At 63.4% G+C, this 24,933-nt stretch carries 22 protein-coding genes; 13 read left to right on the forward strand and 9 right to left on the reverse strand.

What is annotated here, in order from left to right; translation table 11 throughout:
• Positions 1–107: 107 nt before the first annotated feature.
• Together J7U39_RS07945 and parE are read right to left on the reverse strand one after the other, a co-directional pair.
• Entirely contained in the window at positions 108–1,247 is a 1,140-nt protein-coding gene (locus J7U39_RS07945) for an esterase-like activity of phytase family protein (RefSeq protein WP_210631249.1), read from the reverse strand.
• A 199-nt stretch (positions 1,248–1,446) separates the two neighbouring features.
• Positions 1,447–3,534 carry a DNA topoisomerase IV subunit B gene (gene parE, locus J7U39_RS07950; RefSeq protein ID WP_210631250.1) on the reverse strand — a complete coding sequence of 696 codons (2,088 nt, stop codon included), beginning with the start codon at positions 3,532–3,534 and terminating at the stop codon, positions 1,447–1,449.
• A 208-nt stretch (positions 3,535–3,742) separates the two neighbouring features.
• Between parE and J7U39_RS07955 the strand changes: the two genes are divergently transcribed.
• From J7U39_RS07955 to J7U39_RS07970, 4 genes are all read left to right on the forward strand, one after another.
• Positions 3,743–4,642 carry an alpha/beta hydrolase gene (locus J7U39_RS07955; RefSeq protein ID WP_210631251.1) on the forward strand — a complete coding sequence of 300 codons (900 nt, stop codon included), beginning with the start codon at positions 3,743–3,745 and terminating at the stop codon, positions 4,640–4,642.
• A gap of 125 nt (positions 4,643–4,767) precedes the next feature.
• The gene (gene tpiA, locus J7U39_RS07960) at positions 4,768–5,538 is read left to right on the forward strand and encodes a triose-phosphate isomerase (RefSeq protein WP_210631252.1); all 771 of its coding nucleotides are present in this window, start codon (positions 4,768–4,770) and stop codon (positions 5,536–5,538) included.
• A 118-nt stretch (positions 5,539–5,656) separates the two neighbouring features.
• A complete protein-coding gene (gene secG, locus J7U39_RS07965) occupies positions 5,657–6,175 on the forward strand; it encodes a preprotein translocase subunit SecG (protein WP_210631253.1) in 519 nt (172 codons plus the stop codon).
• Between the two features lie 144 nt (positions 6,176–6,319).
• Positions 6,320–7,948, forward strand: a complete 1,629-nt coding sequence (locus tag J7U39_RS07970) for a CTP synthase (RefSeq protein WP_064806148.1) — start codon at positions 6,320–6,322, stop codon at positions 7,946–7,948.
• Positions 7,949–8,006: 58 nt separating this feature from the next.
• On the opposite strand, the gene J7U39_RS07975 is transcribed toward J7U39_RS07970, so the two are convergent.
• Positions 8,007–9,095, reverse strand: a complete 1,089-nt coding sequence (locus J7U39_RS07975; RefSeq protein ID WP_210631254.1) for a citrate synthase/methylcitrate synthase — start codon at positions 9,093–9,095, stop codon at positions 8,007–8,009.
• An 84-nt stretch (positions 9,096–9,179) separates the two neighbouring features.
• Between J7U39_RS07975 and J7U39_RS07980 the strand changes: the two genes are divergently transcribed.
• The 5 genes from J7U39_RS07980 (at position 9,180) to J7U39_RS08000 (ending at position 15,588) form a co-directional block, all read left to right on the forward strand.
• Positions 9,180–10,325 carry a citrate synthase gene (locus J7U39_RS07980; protein WP_210631255.1) on the forward strand — a complete coding sequence of 382 codons (1,146 nt, stop codon included), beginning with the start codon at positions 9,180–9,182 and terminating at the stop codon, positions 10,323–10,325.
• A gap of 125 nt (positions 10,326–10,450) precedes the next feature.
• Positions 10,451–10,969: a FecR domain-containing protein gene (locus J7U39_RS07985; protein ID WP_210631256.1), complete on the forward strand. Its 519-nt coding sequence runs from the start codon at positions 10,451–10,453 to the stop codon at positions 10,967–10,969.
• 5 nt (positions 10,970–10,974) lie between these two features.
• The gene (locus J7U39_RS07990; protein ID WP_210631257.1) at positions 10,975–12,831 is read left to right on the forward strand and encodes an adenylate/guanylate cyclase domain-containing protein; all 1,857 of its coding nucleotides are present in this window, start codon (positions 10,975–10,977) and stop codon (positions 12,829–12,831) included.
• Positions 12,832–12,928: 97 nt separating this feature from the next.
• Positions 12,929–14,884, forward strand: coding sequence for a DEAD/DEAH box helicase (locus J7U39_RS07995; protein WP_210631258.1), 1,956 nt, complete (start codon positions 12,929–12,931; stop codon positions 14,882–14,884).
• Between the two features lie 44 nt (positions 14,885–14,928).
• On the forward strand, positions 14,929–15,588 hold the full coding sequence (locus J7U39_RS08000) for a 50S ribosomal protein L11 methyltransferase (protein WP_210631259.1): 660 nt from the start codon (positions 14,929–14,931) through the stop codon (positions 15,586–15,588).
• Between the two features lie 16 nt (positions 15,589–15,604).
• Here the strand turns inward: J7U39_RS08000 and glp are convergent, their stop codons facing one another.
• From glp to J7U39_RS08025, 5 genes are read right to left on the reverse strand one after another with little or no spacing between them, the layout of a single operon-like run.
• Positions 15,605–16,828, reverse strand: coding sequence for a gephyrin-like molybdotransferase Glp (glp, locus tag J7U39_RS08005; protein WP_210631260.1), 1,224 nt, complete (start codon positions 16,826–16,828; stop codon positions 15,605–15,607).
• On the reverse strand, positions 16,825–17,322 hold the full coding sequence (gene moaC / locus J7U39_RS08010; RefSeq protein ID WP_210631261.1) for a cyclic pyranopterin monophosphate synthase MoaC: 498 nt from the start codon (positions 17,320–17,322) through the stop codon (positions 16,825–16,827). Before moaC ends, glp begins: the two co-directional genes overlap by 4 nt.
• Position 17,323: 1 nt before the next feature.
• Positions 17,324–18,136: an indole-3-glycerol phosphate synthase TrpC gene (gene trpC, locus J7U39_RS08015; RefSeq protein ID WP_210631262.1), complete on the reverse strand. Its 813-nt coding sequence runs from the start codon at positions 18,134–18,136 to the stop codon at positions 17,324–17,326.
• 9 nt (positions 18,137–18,145) lie between these two features.
• Positions 18,146–19,162, reverse strand: a complete 1,017-nt coding sequence (trpD, locus tag J7U39_RS08020; RefSeq protein ID WP_210631263.1) for an anthranilate phosphoribosyltransferase — start codon at positions 19,160–19,162, stop codon at positions 18,146–18,148.
• Between the two features lie 8 nt (positions 19,163–19,170).
• Positions 19,171–21,063, reverse strand: a complete 1,893-nt coding sequence (locus tag J7U39_RS08025; protein WP_210631264.1) for a peptidylprolyl isomerase — start codon at positions 21,061–21,063, stop codon at positions 19,171–19,173.
• Between the two features lie 220 nt (positions 21,064–21,283).
• Between J7U39_RS08025 and J7U39_RS08030 the strand changes: the two genes are divergently transcribed.
• A complete protein-coding gene (locus J7U39_RS08030) occupies positions 21,284–21,565 on the forward strand; it encodes a hypothetical protein (protein WP_184459666.1) in 282 nt (93 codons plus the stop codon).
• Positions 21,566–21,643: 78 nt separating this feature from the next.
• Here the strand turns inward: J7U39_RS08030 and J7U39_RS08035 are convergent, their stop codons facing one another.
• The gene (locus J7U39_RS08035; RefSeq protein WP_064802691.1) at positions 21,644–21,898 is read right to left on the reverse strand and encodes a GlsB/YeaQ/YmgE family stress response membrane protein; all 255 of its coding nucleotides are present in this window, start codon (positions 21,896–21,898) and stop codon (positions 21,644–21,646) included.
• A 551-nt stretch (positions 21,899–22,449) separates the two neighbouring features.
• Between J7U39_RS08035 and J7U39_RS08040 the strand changes: the two genes are divergently transcribed.
• From J7U39_RS08040 to J7U39_RS08050, 3 genes are all read left to right on the forward strand, one after another.
• Positions 22,450–22,608 carry a hypothetical protein gene (locus J7U39_RS08040; protein WP_064802689.1) on the forward strand — a complete coding sequence of 53 codons (159 nt, stop codon included), beginning with the start codon at positions 22,450–22,452 and terminating at the stop codon, positions 22,606–22,608.
• 492 nt (positions 22,609–23,100) lie between these two features.
• Positions 23,101–23,994: a transglutaminase family protein gene (locus J7U39_RS08045; RefSeq protein ID WP_210631265.1), complete on the forward strand. Its 894-nt coding sequence runs from the start codon at positions 23,101–23,103 to the stop codon at positions 23,992–23,994.
• 100 nt (positions 23,995–24,094) lie between these two features.
• Positions 24,095–24,901 carry a transglutaminase family protein gene (locus tag J7U39_RS08050; RefSeq protein WP_210631266.1) on the forward strand — a complete coding sequence of 269 codons (807 nt, stop codon included), beginning with the start codon at positions 24,095–24,097 and terminating at the stop codon, positions 24,899–24,901.
• Positions 24,902–24,933 lie beyond the last annotated feature (32 nt).

The raw sequence follows: 24,933 nt of genomic DNA on the forward strand, positions 1-24,933 counted from the left end.
CTTCTTATTCTTGTACTCTGGTTATGGGCCATGAACCCGGCGGTTTCAAGGTCCGCGCCGCGAAAGCCGATATAAAGCATCACTGTTCGGCCGTCAGACGCGGCGTCTTACTGCCGCGGGCGGCTGAGAACCTTGAAGGCGTAGAATCGCGTCTTCTGGTGGGTCGAGAAATTATTGTCGGAGCCGAGGATGAGGACGTCGGTACCGTCCTTGGCCTTTCCGAGCGACATCGCCTCAATATTGTCCGGGACGAGACCGATTGCCCTGAGATCGAGAACCTGGCTCTTGCGGGCGGGGACCACACGCTGGGCGCTGTTGGCGAGGGAGGCGATGGCGGATATGTCGGTGGCGTCGGCGAGATCGACCATCATGATCTTGATGTTATTGCCGAAGCCTTCCGCGTAGCTGCGCTCGACGGCGAGCAGGCGGTGATCGTCAAGCGCGAGCATTTCCGACATGCCGTTGTCGTTGCCGCCGTCGGCCTTGGTGGCGGCCTGCGGGATCGGTGAGACGGGATAGACATACTCAGCCCTCGGCTCGCCGGTTGCGCCGTCATAGCGGATGATGCGCGACAGGCTGCCCGTCGTCAGCGACGGCTTCGGCCCATCCTGATAGAGGGCGGCTTCGACGCCAACGAAAACGTCGCCTGAGGGCGCGACGGCGAGATCCTCGAAAGCGAGGTTGTCGCGGATGCCGGCCGACTTGTCGACGGTCGGAGCAAAGCCCTCCGGCAGCTTGAACTCGCGTACGAATGAACCGTCCGGCGTCGTGACGCGGATGAAGGGCGGCAGCAGCACCTTGGCGTCGCCTTCGCTGCCCCAGTAGATGCCGTCCTTGCCGAGACGGATCGATTCCGGGTCGACGGTCTTGGCAGCGAAGGGTTCACCGGTCTTGTCTTTCAGCGTCACATGCTTGACGACGGAAACGCCCTTGAGGCCCGACGCATCGACATCGATGTCGAGTTCATAGAAGCGGGCGGGTGCCCTGTCCGAACGGTCGTCACTGATGGCGATATAGTGGCCGGTGGCGGCATCGAAATCGAGGCCTGATATGCCGCCGAATTCGACGCCGTTTTCCATGTGCCCCGTGGATATGACGAATTCACCGAGATAGGAGAGCGAAATGCCGGCGGCGCAATCGCCGAAGGGGCAGGCGCTTTCGAAGGTGGCGCCGATGTCGGTGGCGCTGGCGGTGACGGTGCTGGACAGGAGAACGAAAGCGGCGGTCGCAGCAAAACGCTTGGTCATGGCAAAATCCGGCAAAGGTTGAAAACGGCTCGAACCGGCGCAGGCGCCATTCCCGGGGGAGGTCCGCGCGCCGTCCGCTTCATGCGCCGGTTATTTGACGGAGTTGTTACGGTTCTTCGTCAGTTCCGTGAAATCGCAGATGCTAAAATGCGGCGCGCCGGGCGTATCTGTCAGATCGTTCGGCGCGCCTGAGACGTGTTTAAATATCAAGGTTTTCGGCGAAGGCCGCACGCTCCTGGATGAAGCGGAATCGGGCCTCGGGTTTGGTGCCCATCAGATCGTCGACGGCGCTGCGCGTGCCCTCGAAATCCACCTCGTCGATCAGCACCCGGAGCAAGGTGCGCTTGGCCGGGTCCATGGTGGTTTCCTTGAGCTGGGCGGGCATCATCTCGCCGAGACCTTTGAAGCGGCTGATCTCCACCTTGGCCTTGCCCTTGAATTCCGTCTGCATCAGCTCGGCACGATGATTGTCGTCGCGCGCATAGGCGGACTTCGCCCCTTGGGTGATCTTGTAGAGCGGCGGCACTGCGAGGAAGAGATGGCCGCCACGCACCAGTTCCGGCATTTCCTGGTAGAAGAAGGTGATGAGCAGCGAGGCGATATGGGCGCCGTCGACATCGGCATCGGTCATGACAATGATACGCTCGTAGCGCAGATCTTCCTGCCGGTATTTCGAGCGCGTACCGCAGCCAAGCGCCTGGATGAGATCGGCGAGCTGCTGGTTTGCACCGAACTTCTCGCGGCCGGCGCTGGCGACGTTGAGGATCTTGCCGCGGAGCGGAAGGATCGCCTGGTTGGCGCGGTTGCGCGCCTGTTTGGCCGAACCTCCTGCCGAATCGCCCTCGACGATGAAGAGTTCGGCGCCTTCGGCTGTGTTCTGCGAGCAGTCGGCAAGCTTGCCGGGCAGGCGCAGCTTGCGCACCGCCGTCTTGCGATTGACTTCTTTTTCCTTGCGGCGGCGAAGACGCTCCTCGGCGCGCTCGATCACCCAGTCGAGCAGCTTGGCCGCCTCGTTCGGGTTGTCGGCGAGATAGTGGTCGAAGGGATCGCGCAGCGCGTTCTCGACGATGCGCTGGGCCTCGACGGTCGCAAGCTTGTCCTTGGTCTGGCCGACGAATTCCGGCTCGCGGATGAAGACCGACAGCATGCCGACGGCGGAGATCATCACGTCGTCGGTGGTGATCTGGGCGGCGCGCTTGTTCTGCGTCAGCTCGGCATAGGCCTTCAGCCCCTTGGTCAGCGCGATACGCAGGCCGGCCTCATGGGTGCCGCCTTCCGGAGTCGGGATGGTATTGCAATAGGAATGCACCTGCGGATCGCCGCCATACCAGGTGATCGCCCATTCCATCGAGCCGTGGCCGCTGGCCTTCTCGGTCTTGCCGGCGAAGATCTCGCGGGTGACGGTGAATTCCTTGCCCATCGTCGCCTGGAGATAGTCTTTCAGGCCGCCGGGGAAGTGGAAGGTGGCCTTGTCGGGCACCTCCGACCCTTCAGGCAGTACGCCAGGCTCGCAGCTCCAGCGAATCTCGACGCCGCCGAACAGATAGGCCTTGGAGCGCGCCATGCGAAAGACGCGAGCGGCCTCGAACTTCATGTGCTCCCCGAAGATCTGGGGATCGGGATGGAAGCGCACGCGGGTGCCGCGGCGATTGTGGACGTCGCCCAGTTCTTCGAGCCCGCCCTGCGGCAGGCCGCGGGAAAAGCGCTGGCGGTAAAGCTTGCGGTTTCGCGCTACCTCGACTTCGAGGAAGTCGGAGAGCGCGTTGACCACCGACACGCCGACGCCATGCAGGCCGCCCGAAGTCTCATAGGCCTTGCCGTCGAATTTGCCGCCGGCATGCAGCTTGGTCATGATGACTTCGAGTGTCGACTTTCCAGGCACCTGCGGATGGTTTTCGACCGGAATGCCACGGCCGTTATCGGTGACGGTGAGATAGCCCTGCAGATCGAGATGCACCTCGATGAAATTGGCGTGTCCGGCAACCGCTTCGTCCATCGCGTTGTCGATGACTTCGGCGAAGAGGTGATGCAGCGCCTTTTCGTCGGTGCCGCCGATATACATGCCAGGACGCATGCGCACCGGCTCGAGACCTTCCAGAACCCGGATCGAGGAGGCGCCATAGTCATCCGCGTTCGAGGCGACGAGTGCTGGGCGCGCCGCCGCCGAGGGCACGGTCGTCAAGGGAGCGGCCGCCGGCGGACGTTCGCTCGGCGCGGCGGGCTTCTGCGCCTCCTCGCGTTTTTCGGAAAGGGGCAGTCCGGAAAAAAGGTCGTTGCTGTCGTCCATGGAGCCGTTCAGATCTTTATCCTGTCTCGAGCTGGCATCCGCCGCCGGCCCAAAATCACCGCATTTCACGTCACGTTTGCGAATCAGGCAGATTCTGCCAGAAAGCACCTCTATACGCGACACCGCCTCTTTTGGCGGCCTTTGAGACATGATTTGCGTTGCCGGGCGCGGAATGGCAAGCGGCGGCAGGCTTCAGGAAACCATCCGCATGCGAATGTCCACAAGTCATTGCACTGTTTTCACCGCAATTGCGGCGTTTTTCTTGTCAGCAGCCGTTCTTTCCGCCGGCGGACCGGCACGGGCGGCCGACGTCCTGCCGCCTTTCAAGGACGATTTGTTCTCGACGCAGACTGTGCTGCAGACGAGCGACGGCGGCGCCTCCGAGGTGATCGACTACGACGAGATGCGCGATATCAACGGCCGCGACCAGATTCCGGAGAAGCGGGCGCAACAAAAATATGTGTCGCTCGGCATCCGCAAGACCCAGGCGGACGAAACCCTCTCGCTCGACGGCATCAGGCTCGATGTCACCAGGGTGGGACCATCTCAGAATGCCGCCTTCACGGTGATTTTCATTCACGGCCGCGATGGCGACCGCCGGCTCGGGGCCAATGATTACAGCTTCGGCGGCAATTTCAACCGGCTGAAGAACCTCGTCGCCGGCAATGGCGGGGTCTATTATTCGCCGACGGTCAGGAGCTTCGACAGCAACGGCGTTGCCGCGATCGAAGGACTGATCCGTTATGCCAGCGCGCAATCGCCCGGCCGGCCGATCGTGCTTTCCTGCGCTTCGATGGGCAGTCAGATTTGCTGGGGCGTTGCGCGTGACGGCGACAGTGTCAAGCGGCTGAAGGGCATGCTTGTTATGAGCGGTGTCACCGATCCCGATTTCACCAGGAGCGCGTTTTACAAGGCGAAACTGCCGCTCTGGTTCGCGCATGGCAGCCGCGATCCGGTCTACGCCGCCGCCGACCAGCAGGCGCTGTTCGAGAGCCTGCAAAAGGCGAAATATCCGACGCATTTCACGTTGTTTCAGACCGGAAACCACGGAACGCCGATCCGGATGATCGACTGGCGGAGGGTTCTGAACTGGGTTCTCGGCCGCTGACGAAGGATTTCGGCAAAAAATATGCGAGATCGCAGAGATTCCCGTTACGTCAGAGGCATGATGCTTTCCTTTGCCGCAAGCTTTTGATAATGCGGCCAGGGATATGAAGTTTGTGGAAGGCCGGCATGACACCTGACGTGCGCCCGCTGGTGGCGGGAAATTGGAAAATGAACGGCACGCGTGCCTCCCTGGATCAGATCAAGGCGATCGCCGAGGGTGTTCGTCAGCCGTTCGCCGAAAAGGTCGAGGCGCTGATCTGCCCGCCGACGACGCTGCTCTACGTGGCAACCGCGCTCTGCACCGACAGCCCGCTTGCGATCGGCGCGCAGGACTGCCACCAGAAGCCGTCCGGCGCGCATACCGGCGATATATCGGCCGAGATGATCGCCGATAGCTTCGGCACCTATGTGATCGTCGGCCATTCCGAACGGCGCACCGACCACGCCGAGACGGACCATCTGGTCCGCGCCAAGGCGGAGGCGGCTTTCGCCTCCGATCTCACTGCGATCATCTGCATCGGCGAGACGGCCGAAGAACGCCGCGCCGGGCAGGAACTTGACGTCATCAAGCGCCAGCTTTCCGCCTCGGTTCCCGATGCCGCAACCGCCGAGAATACAGTCATCGCCTACGAGCCGATCTGGGCGATCGGCACTGGTGTCACGCCGACATCGGGGGATGTTGAGAAGGCGCATGCCTTCATGCGTGCGGAGCTCGTGTCCCGCTTCGGCGACGAAGGCCGCAAGATGCGGCTTCTCTATGGCGGCTCGGTCAAGCCCGCCAATGCCGGGGAACTGCTTGGCATCGCCAATGTTGACGGCGCGCTGATCGGTGGAGCGAGCTTGAAAGCCGCCGACTTCCTCGCCATCTACCGGGCCTATGAGGCGCTGCTCGCCTGACGCGTTGTTCATAGCTCGGTTTATTCCGGCAGAAGGGCTTGGAATAGGCGAGAGCCTCATGTAAAGAGCCGCCAGAATTCTTATTTATGTCCGTCTCCAGACGGGCAGGACTGGACCCATGCAGACAGTATTGATTGTCATCCATCTCATGATCGTGCTCGCCCTCGTCGGCGTCGTGCTCATCCAGCGCTCGGAAGGCGGCGGCCTCGGCATCGGCGGCGGTTCGGGCTTCATGTCGGCCCGCGGCACGGCCAATGCGCTGACTCGCACGACCGCGATCCTTGCGACCTTGTTCTTCCTCACCTCGCTCGGCCTCGGCATACTGACGCGTTACGAGGGTCGTCCGAGCGACATCCTCAACCGCATCCCCGCGACGAGCGGCCAAGGCAACGGCATTCTCGATTCGCTCGGCGGCGGTGCACAGACCCCGGCGAACCAGCCGGCCGGCAACGGTGTTCCAAGCAGCGGTGCGGCTGCGCCCGCACAGCAGGCTCCGGCCGCGCAAGCTCCCGCAGCAGAGGCTCCGGCAGCCACCGCGCCTTCAACGACAGCTCCGGCGACAACTGCCCCGGCAGCGCCCGCAACTCCGGCCGCGCCGGCGCCGGCTCAGCCTTCGGGCGTCCCGACGGGACAGTAAACCGATCTTCGACATAAACCGCCGGTAGGCCTTCGGGTCTGCCGGTTTTCTTTTGTTCAGATTCCCGCGCCACCCTCCGAAAATTCCGGAAAAGAATTTTTGGGGCTGGCGGAATCGTTTTTGAAAAGGTATCCGGTGAAGCCCATGGCGCGATACGTATTCATCACTGGCGGCGTGGTTTCCTCCCTCGGAAAAGGAATTGCGGCCGCGGCTCTCGGAGCGTTGCTGCAGGCCCGTGGATATCGGGTCCGGCTTCGCAAGCTCGACCCTTATCTGAACGTGGACCCGGGCACGATGAGCCCGACCCAGCACGGCGAGGTCTTCGTCACCGACGATGGCGCGGAAACCGATCTCGATCTCGGCCATTACGAACGCTTCACGGGGCGTTCGGCGACCAAGACCGACAACATCACCACCGGCCGCATCTACAAGAACATCATCGACAAGGAACGCCGCGGCGACTATCTCGGCGCGACGGTGCAGGTCATCCCGCACGTCACCAACGAGATCAAGGATTTCGTCACCGAGGGCAATCAGGACTACGACTTCGTCATTTGCGAGATCGGCGGCACGGTCGGCGACATCGAGGCAATGCCCTTCATGGAAGCGATCCGCCAGCTCGGCAACGACCTGCCGCGCGGCACCGCCGTCTACGTCCATCTGACGCTGATGCCTTACATTCCGGCGGCCGGCGAGCTCAAGACCAAGCCGACCCAGCATTCGGTGAAGGAGCTGCAGGCGCTTGGGATTCACCCCGATATCCTGCTTGTGCGCGCCGACCGCGAAATTCCGGAAGCCGAGCGCCGCAAGCTCTCGCTGTTCTGCAACGTGCGTCCGTCGGCCGTCATCCAGGCGCTTGATGTGGCCAACATCTACGACGTGCCGATGGCCTACCACAAGGAAGGACTCGACGACGAAGTGCTGGCCGCTTTCGGCATCGAGCCGGCGCCGAAGCCGCGTCTCGACCAGTGGGAAGAGGTCTGCAATCGCATCCGTACGCCGGAAGGCGAGGTGACGATCGCGATCGTCGGCAAATATACCGGCCTCAAGGACGCCTATAAGTCGCTGATCGAGGCGCTGCATCACGGCGGCATTGCCAATCGCGTCAAGGTCAAGCTCGAATGGATCGAGTCGGAGGTCTTCGAGAAGGAAGATCCCGCACCCTATCTCGAAAAGGTGCATGGCATCCTGGTGCCCGGCGGCTTCGGCGAGCGCGGCTCAGAGGGCAAGATCCATGCGGCGCGCTTTGCCCGCGAACGAAAAGTGCCTTATTTCGGCATCTGCTTCGGCATGCAGATGGCCGTCATCGAGGCGGCGCGCAATCTTGCCGATGTGCCGGATGCGTCATCGACCGAGTTCGGCCCGGCGAAGGAGCCTGTGGTCGGCCTGATGACGGAATGGGTCAAGGGCAATGAATTGCAAAAGCGCACGGCGGCCGGCGATCTCGGTGGCACCATGCGCCTCGGCGCCTACAAGGCGGCGCTGAAGAAGGGCACGAAGATCTCGGATATCTACGGCTCGACGGATATTTCCGAGCGTCATCGCCACCGTTACGAGGTCAACATCGACTACAAGGACCGGCTCGAGAGCTGCGGCCTCGTCTTCTCCGGCATGTCGCCCGATGGCGTGCTGCCGGAGACGATCGAATATCCCGACCATCCGTGGTTCATCGGCGTGCAGTATCACCCGGAACTGAAGAGCCGGCCGCTCGACCCGCATCCACTGTTTGCGAGCTTCATCGAAGCGGCGACCGAACAGAGCCGTCTCGTCTGACGCATGCGGCGCCAGATCGCGCGGTTATGCGCGATCTGGCTAATCCGCCATTCCAATTTCAGGCAGCGGCCGGCAACGGCCCGATATAGACCGAACGCGGCCGGATCAGCCGGCCGTCGAGCGCCTGTTCGCGGGCATGCGCCAGCCATCCGACCGTACGGCCGATTGCAAAGACACCGGTGAAGGCCTGACGCGGGAAGCCGAGCGCCTCGAGCAGCAGCGCGGTATAGAATTCGACATTGACGTCGAGCGGCCGGTTGGGCTTGCGCGCTTTCAGGATTGCCAATGCGGCGGCTTCCACCGCTTCGGCGAGTTCGCCGCGGGCGCTGTCGATCTGGCCTGATGAGATCAAATGCTTCAGAGCGCCTTTCAGCGCGTCGGCGCGCGGGTCGCGAACGCGGTAGATGCGGTGGCCGAAGCCCATCAGCCTCTCGCCGCGATCGAGTGCATCCGCAAGCCATGTGCCGGCATTACCAGGCGTTCCTACGGCATCCAGCATATCGAGGACGGGACCAGGCGCACCGCCATGCAGCGGCCCCTTCAGTGCGCTCAACGCCGCCAGAACCGAAGAGGTGAGGCCGGCCTGCGTCGAGGCGACAACCCGCGATGCGAAGGTCGAGGCGTTGAGGCCATGATCTGATATCGTCACGAGATAGGCGTCGAGTGCCGCCGTCTGCTCCCTGGTCGGCAATCGTCCGGTCAGCATGCGCAGGATATCGACCGCTTGCGGCAGCGAGGCGTCGGGCGCGATCGGCTTCTGCCCGCGCTGCAGCCTGAGAATCGCCGGCAGGAAGACTGCCGGTGCTGCCAGAAGGGCGAGGGCGGTGTCGAAATCCTCACCATCCGCCAGCCTGGCGATCAGCGCGCGCATCGCATCGACCGGCGGCAGGGCGATCAAGGCGGCGTCGGCGGCTTTGATATGGGCGAAAACCTTCGTTCGTGCCTGTGCCAGCCAGTCGCGCAAGAGCGCCTCATCGAAGCTTCGCTCCATCAACCCGTCGAGCAGCAGTGCAGCGACGCGCTCATAGGTGCCGTCTGCGACCAGATGATCCAGCGATACGCCGCGGATGATCAGTCGACCCGCTTCGCCATCGACATCCGACAGCTGCGTTTCGGCGGCAATGACATCTTCCAAGCCGTTTTTCATATGGGTTTCTCCTTTACGGCTCGAATGATCCGACCTAGTTTCATTGACGTCAATCTTGACGCAATTGATCAATGTGAGGCCGTGATGTCGTGGCTGACTGCCGAGGAGGCGCTGCAGGCGCTGAAGACCAAACCGCAGACGCTCTACGCCAATGTCAGCCGAGGGCGCATTCGCGCCAAGCCTGATCCCGCCGATCCGCGCCGCAGCCTCTATCACGCTGCCGACGTGCGGCGGCTTGCAGATCGCCATGCCGGCCGCCGCAAGGCCGAAACCGTCGCGGCCGAGACGATCCGCTGGGGCGATCCCGTGCTTTCCTCGGCAATCTCCACCGTTTCGGGCGGACGCCTTTTCTATCGCGGAAAGGATGTGGCCGATCTCGCCGAGACGGCGACGCTGGAGCAGACGGCGGCATTGCTTTGGAACGGAGCGGAAACGCCCGCCTCCGCTACCGCGGCCGCGCATGGCCCTCCATCGCTTCAGGCCGCGTTCCTGGCGCTTGCAGGGCGGGTGACATTGGACCTGCCGTCGCTTGGCCGCTCGCCGGCGGCACTCCGGCGCGAGGCGCACGGGATTCTCGCCACGATCGCAGATGCGCTGGCGCCAGGCGCTTCGGACCGGCCGCTGCATCTCAGGCTTGCGGCAAGCTGGCAGCGGCCGGAGGCCAGCGATTGCCTGCGTCGCGCCCTGGTGCTGCTTGCCGATCATGAACTCAACGCCTCGGCCTTTGCGGCACGAGTCACCGCCTCATCGGGTGCGGCACTGTCGGCCGCCGTGCTTTCCGGCCTGGCGACGCTGACGGGACCGCTGCATGGCGCCGCCTGGCAGGGCGTCGATGCATTGATCGAGGCGGCTTGCACCCTCGGTCCGGCGCAGGCGATCCGCCGTACCCTTGCCCAGGGTAATCGCTTATCCGCCTTCGGTCACCCGCTCTATCCGGACGGCGATATCAGGGCGCTGGCGCTGCTTTCGCGATTTCCACTGCCGCCTGAGTTCGCCGAGGTCAGGGATAGGGGCGAGGAGATCGTCGGGGAAAAGGTCAATATCGATTTCGCACTTGCCGCGATGGCGGCCGCCTTCGATCTGCCGAGAGAGGCGCCGATCATCATTTTTTCGCTTGCACGCTGCACCGGCTGGCTTGCGCATGCGATGGAGCAGATCGAAAGCGGCGAATTGATCCGGCCACGGGCGCGTTATACCGGACCGGCGCCCCATATGAAGAGCAGCATTTGAGGATGCGCGGTCCGCTTTTTTTCGCCTATGGAAATATCCGAATTCGGCTATCATGCCTCGCATGGAAGAAGACGGTTGGCGGGCGCTTTCGCTGAAGCAGTTCCGCACGGTCACGGGGGCTTTCCATGAATATGACATTTCTCAAGCTGTTTGCCGTTGGGCTCGCTGCCGGCGTCACTCCGCATGACGCGGCACTCGCGCAATCTGCGGGCTGCGCGATCTCGCGCGATGGTGGTGCCCGCCAGACGCTCAGTTGCCCCGGCGGCGTCAAGGTGACGGCGGAGGCCGGTGCGTCTTTCCGGCTCTCCGACCGCAATCGTGACGGCAGTCCCGATTCGGCGTCGCTGCGACGCAAGGCCATCCTCGTCGATGTCGACGGCAGTCAGCACGCCGGTGGTTTCCAGGTGGTGACACCGCAGGCGATCGCTGCCGTGCGCGGCACACAATGGGCTGTCGACGCCGCAGGCGACAAGACCTCGGTCCTCGTCATCAGAGGCAGCGTGGCCGTCCGCCGGCCTGCCGGCGAGCCGGTGGTGCTGTCACCGGGCGAGGGCGTCGATGTCAGCAGCGGAACCGAGCCGCTGGTTGTGCGCCGCTGGCCAGCACCGCGTGTCGCCGCCCTTCTCGCCCGGCTCGGCCAATAAATGCCATGAGTCATCGCCTGCTGACTGTGATCGCGCTGCTGGTCGCCGGTCTTTGGGGCGCGGCGCTCGGCTATCTCAATCTCAATGGCGGGATAGGCCTTCTCGATCGGATGGAGGCCTCGCTTGCCGACATTCGCAGCATCGTCGTCGGAGCGAAGACGCCGCCTCCCGTCGTCTCGATCATCGCGATCGACGACCGTACGGCGGCGGCCCACGGCTATCCCCTGGACCGGGCGACGCTGGCGCGTCTGGTCAATGCAATCAACGCTATGAAGCCGAAAGCTCTGGCGCTCGACATCCTGCTCTTCGATCCGGGACCGGAGGGGGGCGATGCAGCACTGACCGCTGCCCTTGGAGAGGGACCGAGCGTGATTGCGGCGGCGGCCACCTTTGCGCAGAGCCGGCAGCAGGTCACCGACTTGGCGGACGATCCGCTTGCCGCCATCCCCGAGGCAGATCAGCTTCTCTTGCCGCTTCCCCGCTTTGCCAGCGCGGCCGCAGTCGGTGTCGTCAATGTCGCCACCGACCAGACCGGCACGCCGCGTTTCATTCCACTTATCTCGCGCGCCGCAGACCGGCTGGATCCGGCTTTTCCGCTGCGAGCCGCCTCGGTGGCGCTCGGTGTCGACCCAACGATTGAGCGCGATGCGATCATGCTCGGAGTATTGCGCATTCCCACGGATATGGGCCAGCGCCTGCCGGTGACCTTCTATGGCCGGCGCGGCAGCATCGCCACGTCAAGCGCCGCCGATGCGCTCGAAGGCAAGCTGGCGGCGGATGCGGTGACCGGCCGCATCGTCGTCATCGGCTCGACCGTCACCGGCGGCGGCGACGTCTTCCCGACGCCGTTCGATCCCGTCATGCCGGGCGTCGAAGTGATGTCGACCGCGATCACCCATCTCGTCACCGGCGACGGCATGGTGCGGGACCACAGGACCAGGCTGATCGATGCCGGCACCGCCGTCGGGCTGTCGGTCATGCTGGTTTCGCTGACCGCCTGGCGGCGCAGTGCTGCGGGCTACGCCATCATCGTGCTGGCGCTGATCGTCTGGGCGATGCTCAATCTGGCGGCCTTTGCGCATGGCTATTGGCTGAGTGCCGCCCTGCCGATTGCCGCAGCGCTGCCGCCGGCGCTGATCTTCGGCGCAGCCGAGCTCTGGCTCGACCGCGGCCGCGCCCGCCATTTCGCCGAACAGAGCGCGCTACTGCAGCGCATCGAGGCGCCGGGCCTCGGCGAATGGCTGGCGCGCCATCCGAATTTCCTTGCCGCGCCGGTGCGCCAGAACGCGGCCGTCGTCTTCATCGATCTCTCGGGCTTCACCGGCCTCAGCGAAAATGTAGGACCGGTCAAGGTGAGCGAGGTGCTGAGCGGCTTTTTCGAAATCATCGACGAGGAGGCACGCGCTCATGGCGGCGCCATCACCAGCTTCATGGGCGACGGGGCGATGATCCTGTTTGGCCTACCGGAAGCCGCCGCCGACGATGCCGCCCGAGCCATCGACTGCGCGGTCAGGCTCTGCGAGCGCACCCGCGCCTGGCTTCGAACGCAGGGGGGCTTTGCCGGGAAGAACATCGGTTTCAAGGTTGGCGCCCATTGCGGGCCGATCGTCGCCTCGCGGCTCGGCTCCGGCGACAGGCAGCAGATCACGGCGGCGGGCGATACGGTGAACGTCGGAAGCCGCCTGATGGAGGTTGCCGCCCGCCATGGCGTGGAGTTGGCGCTCAGCGCCGAAATCGTCGGCGCCGCAGGCCCGGACAGCGTGCTCCTCAAATCAGGCCGGATCGAAGGGCCGCTGGAAACGGAACTGCGCGGCCGGACGAGCCATATCGACGCCTGGCTGTGGCGCAGCCGCGCGCTTTGACAATCGCCGCGGGAGCGGCTAGGAACGGCGCAAACACCTGCCGGCTGGCTCCGGCCATGGCGCATTTCGCGCCTGAAAGCTCCGAAAGATCGAACTCATGACAGAATTCAACGGCGTCGTTCCGGCGATCGCCAAGGCGTTGCAGAAGCGCGGTTACGCCGAACTTACCCCGGTACAGCAGGCGATGCTCGATCCGGCGCTTGCCGCTTCGGACGCGCTGGTCTCCGCCCAGACCGGCTCCGGCAAGACCGTCGCCTTCGGATTGGCACTGGCGCCGACGCTTCTCGACGGTAGCGAGCGCTTCGGTGCTGCCGGCGCCCCGCTTGCGCTGGTCATCGCGCCGACGCGGGAGCTTGCCCTGCAGGTGAAGCGCGAACTTGAATGGCTTTATGAAATGACCGGCGCGGTGATCGCCAGCTGCGTCGGCGGCATGGACATCCGCAGCGAGCGCCGCTCGCTCGAGCGCGGGGCTCATATCGTCGTCGGCACGCCCGGCCGACTCTGCGACCACATCCGCCGACACGCACTCGACATGTCGCAGCTGAAGGCCGCCGTGCTCGACGAGGCCGACGAGATGCTCGACCTCGGCTTCCGCGAGGACCTGGAATTCATCCTCGATTCGGCACCGGACGAGCGCCGGACGTTGATGTTTTCGGCAACCGTGCCGGCGGCAATCGCCAGACTCGCCAAGAGCTACCAGCGCAACGCCGTGCGCATCAGCACCGCGGCCGAGGAAAAGCAGCATGTCGATATCGAATATCGCGCCCTTGTCGTTGCCCCGAGCGACCGCGAGAACGCGATCATCAACGTGCTGCGCTATTACGAAGCGACCAACGCCATCGTCTTCTGTTCGACGCGTGCCGCCGTCAATCATCTGACCGCGCGCTTCAACAACCGCAATTTCTCCGTCGTGGCGCTGTCCGGCGAGCTGACGCAGAACGAGCGCAGCCACGCGCTGCAGGCGATGCGTGACGGCCGCGCCCGCGTCTGCATCGCAACCGACGTCGCCGCCCGCGGCATCGACCTGCCGGGCCTCGATCTCGTCATTCATGCCGACCTGCCGACCAATCCGGAAACCCTATTGCACCGCAGCGGCCGTACCGGCCGGGCCGGGCGCAAGGGCATCAGCGCCATGATCGTGCCGCTGAGTGCAAGGCGCAAGGCCGAGCGTTTGCTGGAGAATGCCGGCATTTCGGCGGCCTGGGCGCGGCCGCCGTCGGCCGAAGAGGTGAACGAGCGCGACGACGAGCGGCTGCTTGCCGACCCGGTCTTTCACGACGCGCCGCAGGAGGAAGAACAGAAGCTGGTGCAGCAGCTTCTCGCGAGCCACGGCGCCGACAAGCTCGCTGCCGCTTTCCTGCGTCTCTACCGCACCAACCGTTCGGCGCCGGAAGATCTGATTGAGGTTACCGTTCAGGACGATCGCAGCCGTAAGCGCCGCGACAATGCCGCCCCCTTCGAGCCGGCGCAAAAGGGCCCGCGCGAAGATTTCGGCCCGAGCGTCTGGTTCTCCGTCTCGGTCGGGCGCAAGCAGAATGCCGAGCCGCGCTGGCTGATCCCGATGCTCTGCCGCAACGGCAACGTCACGAAGCGCGAGATCGGCGCGATCAAGATGCAGCCCGAGGAAACCTATGTGGAGATCGCGGCAGCGAGCGCCGAGAGCTTCCTGAATGCGATCGGACCGAACAAGGCGCTCGAACGCGGCATCCGCGTGACGAGGCTCGCCGGCACGCCGGATTTCAGCCGCGCGCCATCACCGAAACCCTATGCCGGCAAGGCATCCCGTGACGAACGGCCGGGCGAGGCGTTCCGCGACGAACGGCCGAAGAAAAAGTTCGGCAAGGGTTCGGGCGGCGGTTATGCCGCAGCCGAGAATGGCGGCGGGGAACGGCGCGACGCCAAGCCCTGGAACAAAATGGCCGGCAAGCCCGGCTACGATGGCGCGAAATCCGACAAGCCAAGATATGACAAGCCGAAATTCGACGGCGGCAAGCATGAGGGCAAGGGCGGCGCTGGGTCGAAAGGCAAATTCTCGAAGAAGAAGCCCGGCTGATTGTGATCGCCACGTGATTTCTTGACCGGCAGGATCAGACGACGATGAAACGCTCCGGCATATGTCGCGTCGATCCGGCCGCCTTCGTCAAGGCCAATCTGCCGATCTCAGCAGTCCCCTCTATCCCCGAGATCCTGCTCCACACTGCTGGGCCTGCGAGCGGCCTCTGGCGGATTGCCGTTCGCGGAGAAGCCAATCCGCCGCCTTACTGGGCCTATCCCTGGGCCGGCGGCGCCGTGCTTGCCCGTTATCTGCTCGACCGGCCGGAAATCGTTGCCGGCCGACGCGTCCTCGATCTCGGCGCCGGCTCCGGGCTAGTCGCGATCGCTGCAGCGAAGGCTGGAGCAGCAATGGTGACGGCGGTCGATGTCGATGCCAATGCGATTGCCGCGATCGGTCTCAACGCGGCAATCAATGACGTGACCATCTCGGCAGTCGCCGCCGATATCCTCGATGCGCCGCCGCCGGAAGCGGCTGATCTCATTGTGGTGGGCGATCTTTTCTATGATCCCTCGCTTGCCCTGCGGGTGATGGCTTTCTTGCGGCTTTGCCGGGCAAGCGGCATCGAGGTGCTGGTCGGCGATCCTGAGCGGGCCTATTTGCCGGATCGAGAACTCCGGCGAATCTCGACACAGGCGGTCGCGGACTTCGGCGCGGCCGCGAGCGGTAGCGCGGTGCAAGCGGGCGTTTTTTCGCTCTCCTGATCGGGAAGAGGCGAGACTATACGAGAAGATCCGGCCGCAATAGCAAGACCGGGCAGGCTGCTCCGGCCGGCAGTTCCGGCGCATGCGGCGGGCGGATAATGAGGCAGTCGGCTTGCGCAAACACCTTCATCATCGAGGAATCCTGCTTGCCGAACGGTTCGGCCAGCCAGTTTCCGGTCGTGGATTTCGCAAGCCTCGCCCTGATATAGTCCTGCCGGTGATCGTTGGCGCGCAGGGTGACGGCGGCCTCCAACGTCGTCTCACGTCGCACCGGCGGCAGGGAGGCGAGCTTGCGGATCAGCGGCTCGAGGAACAGCAGCGAACAGACGAGGCTTGAGACCGGATTGCCGGGCAGGCCGAGCACATGGGTTTCGCCGAAGCTTCCGACCATCAGCGGCTTGCCGGGGCGCATGGCGATGCGCCAGAAGTCGAGCTGCATGCCGGCGTCGATCAGCGTGACCTGCACCAGATCATGATCGCCGACCGACGCGCCGCCGAGCGTAACGATGACATCGGCCTTGGCATCCCGGGCCCTGTCGACCGCCGCGGTAATTTCTGCCTTATCGTCCGGCACGATGCCGAGATCGAGCACATCGGCGCCGGCTTTGCGGGCAAGGGCTGCGATACCGAAGGTATTGGAGGCGATGATCTGCGAAGGTCCGGGCTTGCTTCCGGGCGGCAGCAGTTCGTCGCCGGTTGCGAGGATGGCAATCAGCGGGCGCTTGAGAACCTCGACATCGGGCCGGTTCATGCCGGCCGCGACCGTCAGCCGGGAGAAATCGAGCACGGTGCCGGCAGGCAGCACCGCTTCACCTTCGGCGAAATCCTGACCGCGGGGGCGCACATGCTGGCCCTGCCGCACCGGGAAGGTGGTTCTGATGCCGCCGTCGATCTTCTCCGCATCCTCCTGCAGCAGGACGCTGTCGGCGCCTGGCGGAACAGGCGCGCCGGTGAAGATACGCACGGCCTCTCCCTGGCCCACGCTTCCCCCGAAGCCGTGGCCGGCGGATGACACGCCGATGACCCTCAACACGGCGCCCGGCTCCGGCGCGTCCTCCCGGCGCAGCGCGTAGCCATCCATGGCCGAGGCATTGAAGGGCGGCTGGGTCAGCCGCGCCGTCAAATCGGCGGCCAGCACACGGCCCTCAGCCTCGGCAAGCGGCAGCGTCTCAGACGCCGCGACAGGCTTGGCGCGGGAGAGCAGGCGGTCCAAGGCGTCGGCGACCGGCAGAAGGTTCATCTTGCCTCCGGATGACGGAAATCGCCTGATTTGCCGCCGGATTTTTCGAGCAGCCTGACGCCGCCGATCTCCATCGCCTTGTCGGAGGCCTTGGCCATGTCGTAGATCGTCAGGCAAGCGACCGAAACGGCGGTCAGCGCCTCCATCTCGACACCGGTCTTGCCAGTCAGTTTGGCGGTGGCAATGACGCGCAGGCCGGGCAGGGCGGAATCTTCCTCGATTTCGACCGTGACCTTGGTCAGCATCAGCGGATGGCAGAGCGGGATGAGATCGGCGGTGCGTTTTGCCGCCATGATGCCGGCAAGGCGCGCGGTGCCGATCACATCGCCTTTCTTGGCATTGCCCTGGCGGATGAGCGCGAGGGTTTCCGGCGCCATCTTCACATGGCCCTCGGCGGTGGCGATGCGCACCGTCTCGGCCTTATCGGAGACATCGACCATATGCGCCTCGCCGGAGGCATCGATATGGGTCAGGCCGGGCTTTGCGCCGCTCATATCATTCGGCCGCGATGGCGGCTTCGCCAAAGAGCAGCGCACGGGTGGCGGCCGCCACGTCGTCCTTGCGCATCAGGCTTTCGCCGACAAGGAAGGTATTGATGTCGACGGCCTGCAGGCGCTGGCAATCGGCATGGGTGAAGATGCCGCTTTCGCCGACGAGCAGCCGGTCGGCCGGCACCATAGAGGCAAGCGTCTCGCTGACCGTCAGGCTGACGTCGAAAGTGCGCAGATTGCGGTTGTTGATGCCGATAAGCGACGAGGATAGCTTCAGCGCCCGTTCCATTTCCGGCGCGTCGTGAACCTCGACCAGCACATCCATGCCGAGCGAGAAAGCTTCGTCCTGCAGACGCTCCGCATCGTCATCGCTCAGCGACGCCATGATCAGCAGAATGCAGTCGGCACCCCAGGCGCGCGCCTCGTGGACCTGATAGGTCTCGAACATGAAATCCTTGCGCAGCGCCGGCAGGGCGCAGGCAGCACGGGCCGCCGTCAGGAATTCCGGTGCACCCTGAAAGCTCGGCGTGTCGGTGAGCACGGACAGGCAGGCCGCGTCGCCGGCTTCATAGGCCTTTGCCAGCGCCGGCGGATCGAAGTCCGGGCGGATGAGCCCCTTGGATGGGCTTGCCTTTTTGATCTCCGCGATGAGACCGAACTGGCCGGCCTCACGCTTGGCAACAAGCGCCTTATGGAAACCGCGGGGCGCTGACTGATCGGCCTGCATCGCCTTTAAATCGGCAAGCGACACCGTCGCCTTGGCGGCGGCGATTTCCTCGCGCTTATAGAGTTCGATCTTCTTCAGGACATCGGTCATCGGCCAATCCTAATCGATATCGTTGGAAACGGCGATGAGTTTGTCGAGGGCGAGCGCCGTGGCGCCGCTATCCAGCGAATGCGCAGCAAGCGCCATGCCGTCGCGGATCGTCTCGGCCTTGCCCGCGATGACCAGCGAGGCGGCGGCGTTGGCAAGCGAGACATCGCGATACGCATTCCGGGCGCCGCTCAGAACCTGCCGGAGCGCTGCGGCATTGGCGACACCGTCGCCGCCCTTGATATCGGCGAGCACGCAGGGGCTGACGCCGAAATCGGGGGGCGACAGCTCGAAGCTGCGGATCTTGCCGTCTTCGAGCGCTGCGACCTTGGTGATGCCGGTCGTGGTGATTTCATCGAGGCCATCGCCATGGACTACCCAGACGCATTCCGAGCCAAGATCGCGCATGACTTCGGCGAGCGGCACCAGCCACTGCGGCGAGAAGACGCCGAGCAACTGGCGACGGACGCCGGCCGGATTGGAGAGCGGCCCAAGCAGGTTGAAGATGGTGCGCGTGCCGAGTTCAACGCGGGAGGGGCCGACATGGCGCATGGCGGAATGATGCAGCTGGGCGAACATGAAGCCGACGCCGGCTTCCGCAATGCAGCGCGTGATGATCTCGGGACCGACATCGATATTGACGCCGAGTGCGGCCAGATTGTCCGCCGCGCCCGATTTCGAGCTCAGCGCCCGATTGCCGTGTTTGGCGACGGGCACACCGGCGCCGGCCACGATCAGCGCCGCCAGCGTCGAAATATTATAGGTGCCGCTGGCGTCGCCGCCGGTGCCGACGATGTCGATCGCATCGGCCGGCGCCTCGACGGTCAGCATTTTCGACCGCATCGTGGTGACGGCGCCGACGATCTCGTCGACGGTTTCGCCGCGCACGCGCAGCGCCATCAGGAAGCCACCGATCTGCGAGGGCGTTGCCTGGCCCGACATCAGGATGTCGAAGGCGGCACGGGCCTCGTCACGCGTCAGCGGCTCGCGGCTCGCGGCCTTGGCCAGGAACGGCTTCAGATCGGTCATAAAACCTCCTAGCGGACCGTCGCCTGTTCGGCGAGCGTCTGGTTGATCGAAGCCCCATACTGCGTCTGCAGGAGGTTGACCATCTGATCGAGAATATCATCGCCGGCGGCATTAGCCATGGCGGTGAGCTGGGCATCGCGGTTGTTCAGCACGTCGCTGGTCGGCTGGCTGTTGACCTCGGTGACCTTCATCAGGATCTGCGTCGAGGGATCGGCGCCGACCGCGCTCGCAACCGTATCGACCGGGCCGGAGAAGGCGGCCTTGACTGCGGCTCGTCCGAGAACCGGATCATCGGTGGAGCGGGTGATGCCGCTCTTGCTTTCGACGGCAATGCCGAGCGGCGCCGCGATATCGGCAAGGGCTACGCCCTTTTGCGCCTCGGCCTTCAATTCGTCGGCCTTCTTGGCGAGTTCGGCCTTCTGCTGCTCCGCCGTCCAGTCTTCGACGGCTTTCTCGCGCACCTCCGCGATCGGGCGGTCCCGGTCCGGTGTGATTTCGCGGACGTTGAACCAGACATAGCCGTCATTGCCGATCGGAAGCGGAGAGGCATCGACGCCGACCTCGGTCTTGAAGGCTTCGCCGAGCAGCTGCTGCTTGGCGGGAAGATCCTTGACCTCTTTGCCGTCCTTGTCGGCGCCGGTCGCATCGACGGCGTCGATGGTCACCGCCTTGAGCTTCAGCTGACCGGCGATATCTTCGAGCGTGGAGCCGCCGGCGCGCATATCCTCGATACGGTCATGAACATTGATCACTTCCTGAGAAGCGTTGGAGAGCGCCAGCTGCTTGCGGATGTCTTCCTTCACCTCGTCGAAATTCTTGACAGTTTCCGGCTTGATGTTGGTGATGCGCAGGATGACCGGGCCGAACGAGCCGTCGACGACCGGCGTCGTGCCGCCATCCTTCGACACCGCAAAGGCGGCATCGGCGACGGCCTGGTCGGGAACCTTGTCCTTGGTGAACTCGCCGAGCAGCACGTCGCTTGCCGTCTTGCCCTGGTCGGTGACCAGCTGGTCGAAGCTGGTGCCGCTCTTCAGCGCCGTTTCGGCGGCGGTGGCGAGATCCTTGCTGGTGAAGGTCAGCTGTTCGATCGTCCGGCTTTCCGGCGTGCGATAACTATCCTTGCCCTTCTCGAAAGCTTCGCGGATCTGGTCGTCGGTTACGGTCGCGGCATCGGCGATATCGGCCGGCTGCAGCTTGAGATAGGTGATCTTGCGATATTCCGGCGCGCGGTAGCGCTGCTTGACGCCTTCGAACCAGCTCGCCAGCACGTCATCGGCGGGGGCCTTGATCGGCTCGATATTTGCGTTGGTCAGCAGCAGATAGTCAACGCTGCGGCTTTCGTCGCCATAGAGCTTCAGTGCGTCGATCAGCGTCTTCGGCGCGGCAAAGCCGTTGGAAACGGCATCGACGATCTGGCTGCGGACGGCGACCTTGCTGCGCTCCTTGATGTAATCGTCCTGCCGGATGTTCGCATTGCGCAGGCGCGAAACGAACAGCTCGCGATCGAACTGGCCGTTGACGGCCTTGAAGGCCGGATCGTCGCCAATCAGCTGGGCGAGACGATCCTCGGACAATCCGAGGTTCATATCTTCGGCGAGCTGGTCGAGTGAGGCGCCGGCAACGAGCTGTGACAGCACCTGCTGCTCGATTCCGAAGGCGCGGGCCTGCTCGGGCGTAAGGCGCATGCCGAACTGCTGGCCGATGTTTGCCACCTGACGCTGATAGGCAAGCTGGAATTCGGTGACCCCCACCTTCTGATCGCCGACAGTCACGACCGTGGTGCTGCTGCCGCCTGATATCAGCTCGCGCGATATGCCCCAGATGCCGAAAGAGGCCACCAGGAGAAGCAGGAGCAACTTGGCAACCCAGGTCTGAGCAGCTCTTCTCAGAAGATGGAACATGGAAACGCAAACCTCGCAGCATTTATTGACCCGCGCACGGGCAGACATTCGACGTTCCTTAAAACAAAGCCGACAGGAAATGAAGGGTTGTCACGCGAAAAGCTGCGGATGGCCGCGAGGGCGACGCAAGGCGTTGATGGCGAACAAAAGATCGGCTCCCGGCGGAACCTTTCGGGCCGCCATTTCGTTGAAGCGGCATCCCATGAAACAGGAGCAGACCATGGCAGAAATGAAAACCGCTTCCGCCGAATCCACCGCTGCGCGCGTCAAGGCGGATATCGCAGCAGACGATCTGTCGGCACAGGTCACGGCACTCCGTGAAGATCTCTCCAGATTGACGGACAGTGTGCGGGCGCTGGGGCAGGGGGCAAAGTCGGTGGTTACGGACGAAGCTTCGCTGATGACGGAACGGCTGCGCGACAAGGTTCGCGAAGAACCGATCATGGCGCTCGCGATAACGGCAGGCGTAGCCTATCTTTTCGGCCTGCTGAGCCGCCGCTGAACATGGAATTCGGGACAGAAAAGCCGGACGCAAGGCGCGCCCGGCTTTTAGTCATGTCTGCCAGTTGCGCCTCGACAATCAGCGGCGGATGGCACGGCCGATGAAGATCAGAATGCAGGCGCCGATGAAGCCGGTGATCAGGTAACCAAGCCATCCCGCCAACGGCTGGATGTGCAGCAGACCCAGGATCCAGTTGGCGACGATCGCGCCGACGATGCCGAGCAATATGTTCATGAGCACGCCCATATTGCTGCTCATGACCTTTTCTGCCAGCCATCCGGCGATGCCGCCGATGATGATGGCCGCAATCCAACCCACGCCTGCGTTTTCCATAGTGATCCCTCCTGGTGAAACGACTCGCAAGAATGCACGAAACGAAAGAAAGTTCCACTCCTGGAGGAACTTAAGCACTCAAGGATGCAGCACGGTGACGGGTGTTTCCAGCAGGTAAGCGACGAGTTGGAACATTAGCCCGCTTAGCGCAAGAATTGCGAAGCCGAAAGGCATGATCAGGCTTTTGCTAAACATTCTCTCCTCTCCTATTTTAAATAAAGCATAAGCCGAAGTGCGTGTTACGCAAGGTTATTACTAACAATTGGTTAAGTGCGATATTTAAGTAAAATGATAGATTTCAGGGAACGGTCGCGAAATCCCGGAGGTATGAGGAGGAAATACACGGACGACTGGCATCCAAATCACTTTCCTTCCAACAATTCTACATTTCGGAGAGCTTTAACTCGAGTAATCCGTTTCTTGACGGAACAGGGAGCGGCCGGATGCACCAATTCGGCGCAGGTGCTGCGTTATGTCCGGCCGCCGGCGGATTGATTTTGGCTCGGAGTGCGTCATTTTTCCGGGGGTTCGTTCAATCAGGGAAAATCTCGATGCCAAAAGCTGCAATCGCCATCGCCTGCTGCCTCTGCCTGCTTACGCTCTCCGGCTGCGGCAATACCGCATACGGGCTGAAGAAGGATGGACAGGAGGCGAGCCACGCAATGGATAATGCGACCCATCGGGTGCTTTCGGCCGGCGCCAAGAAGTAATGGCGGCTGCCGGCGACACGCGGCAAATCTTGCATGAAAAAAGCCCGCCTGGGGTGAGGCGGGCTTAGCACAACAGAGAGAATGGACGGACGAAAACCGTCCCGACTGATACAGCATTTCCTTAAAGGCGCCGCTGTACGTCATTCGACGTAACCGCGACCGAAAGGTTCCGGCAGCGGCGTCAGAATCGGGTCAGAAGTTGCCCCAATTCTGAGCGCGGGCACGGGCGCGAATAATCCGGTATTCGCGACCGCCATAGAGCGAACCGATGGTCAGCAGAAGCGTCAGAACGTCCCAGATGATATGCATGTTATCCTCTCAGGTTGGACGGCTCTGCCGTCGATCGGTGAAGGTACAATAGCAATCTTTCGAAACTGCTTATATGACAAGAAATCGGGATGAGCAGGCAAAGGAGCAGGGCGCTTGCGGCGTCTGATAAGACGCGCGGCGCTGCAGGAGCAGCAACGTGAACAAATCAGCCGGCGCCAGTCCATGACGATTTTCTCCGTTCGCCACATCACGTCCTATCGCTACCGCCGGGAGGTCGATTTCGGCGAGCATCGCCTGATGTTCCGGCCGCGCGACAGTTTCGACCAGCGGCTGATCGAGGCGTCGCTGACCACCTATCCGGAGCAAAGCCATGTGCGCTGGATCCACGATGTTTTCGGCAATTGCGTGGCGCTCGTCGATTTTTCGCGGCCGTCGGTGGAGCTTCGTTTCGAAACCTGGATCACACTCGATCATACGCCGCAGTTCGGCCCGGACATTCGGATCGACGAGGCGGCGCTGACCTATCCTTTCTCCTACGACAAGGACGAAATCGCCGATCTTGCGCCGGCGATGCAGCGCCATTATCCGGATTCGGGCGATGAGGTCGGCCGCTGGGCGCGCCAGTTCGTGCGCATGGGGCACCCGACAGAGACCGGGCACCTTCTGATGACGCTCTGTTATGCCATTCGCGAAAGCTTTGTCTATGCACGTCGCCAGGAACATGGAACGCAAACGCCGCTGCAGACCTTGCGGCTTCGCTCCGGCACCTGCCGGGATTTCGCGCTTCTGATGATGGAGGCGGCACGCTCGCTCGGCCTGGCGGCGCGGTTCGTCACCGGTTACGTCTACGTTCCCGACCGGGACGGCTCGACCGTGCTCGGCGGCGGCTCCACGCATGCCTGGTGCCAGGTCTATCTTCCCGGGGCCGGTTGGGCTGAGTTCGATCCGACCAACGGCATCGTCGGCAACCGCGATCTCATTCGTGTGGCCGTTGCCCGCGACCCGCGCCAGGCAATTCCTTTGAGCGGCAGCTATGACGGGGAGGGGACGGATTTCGAGGGCATGACGGTGCAGGTCAACGTGACCACGCGGCAGTCATGGATTACCGAGGGGTAATGATGCATTGCCCCGGGGAATTGCATCGCGGGAACCGGGTTGGTGCGATCGACGTTCCATTCTCACCTCCGCCCATGCCGGGAGGGACGAGGAAGCCACAATGAAGATACGCGCCGGGTTTCATCTGGGCTATGAATGCATACAGCCGACGCCGATGCTGCTGGTCCTCAACATTCATCCCTCCCGTCGCGCCGATCTTCTGAGCGAGCAGGTCCTGACATTCGACCGGCCGATCGAAGCGTGGGAATATACCGATGGCTTCGGCAATGCCTGCAGCCGGATCGTCGCTCCGCCGGGACTGACGACGATTTCCACCGAGTTCGAGATCTATGACACCGGGCAGGCCGACATCGTTCCCGTCCAGGCGGTGCAGCACGCGATCAAGGATCTGCCCGACGAAGTGCTCGTCTTCCTGCTCGGCAGCCGTTACTGCGACACAGACAGGCTTTCGGATTTCGCCTGGGCGACCTTCTCATCAACGCCACTCGGCTGGGCGCGCGTGCAGGCGATCTGCGATTTCGTGCATGACCACATCACCTTCGATTATCAGAAGGCCGACGTTCTCAGAACCGCGCATGGCGGCTTTACCGACAAGAGCGGCGTCTGCCGCGACTTCGCCCATCTCGCCATTGCACTCTGTCGATGCATGAATATTCCTGCCAGATATTGCACCGGTTATCTCGGTGATATCGGCGTTCCCGCCGATCCGAATCCAATGGACTTCAGCGCCTGGTTCGAGGTCTTTCTCGGCGGGCACTGGCATACGGTCGATGCCCGCCACAACACCCCGCGTATCGGCAGAATTCTGATGGCGACAGGCCGAGATGCCACCGACGTCGCGATGTCGACGGCTTTCGGCCCGGCGACGCTTTCCCGCTTCGAGGTGATCACCGAGGAAGTGCCGTAAGTTGCGGCCACGGAGCCATAGGCTACCGCAGG

This window comes from Rhizobium sp. NLR16a (assembly GCF_017948245.1).
Lineage (GTDB): Bacteria > Pseudomonadota > Alphaproteobacteria > Rhizobiales > Rhizobiaceae > Rhizobium.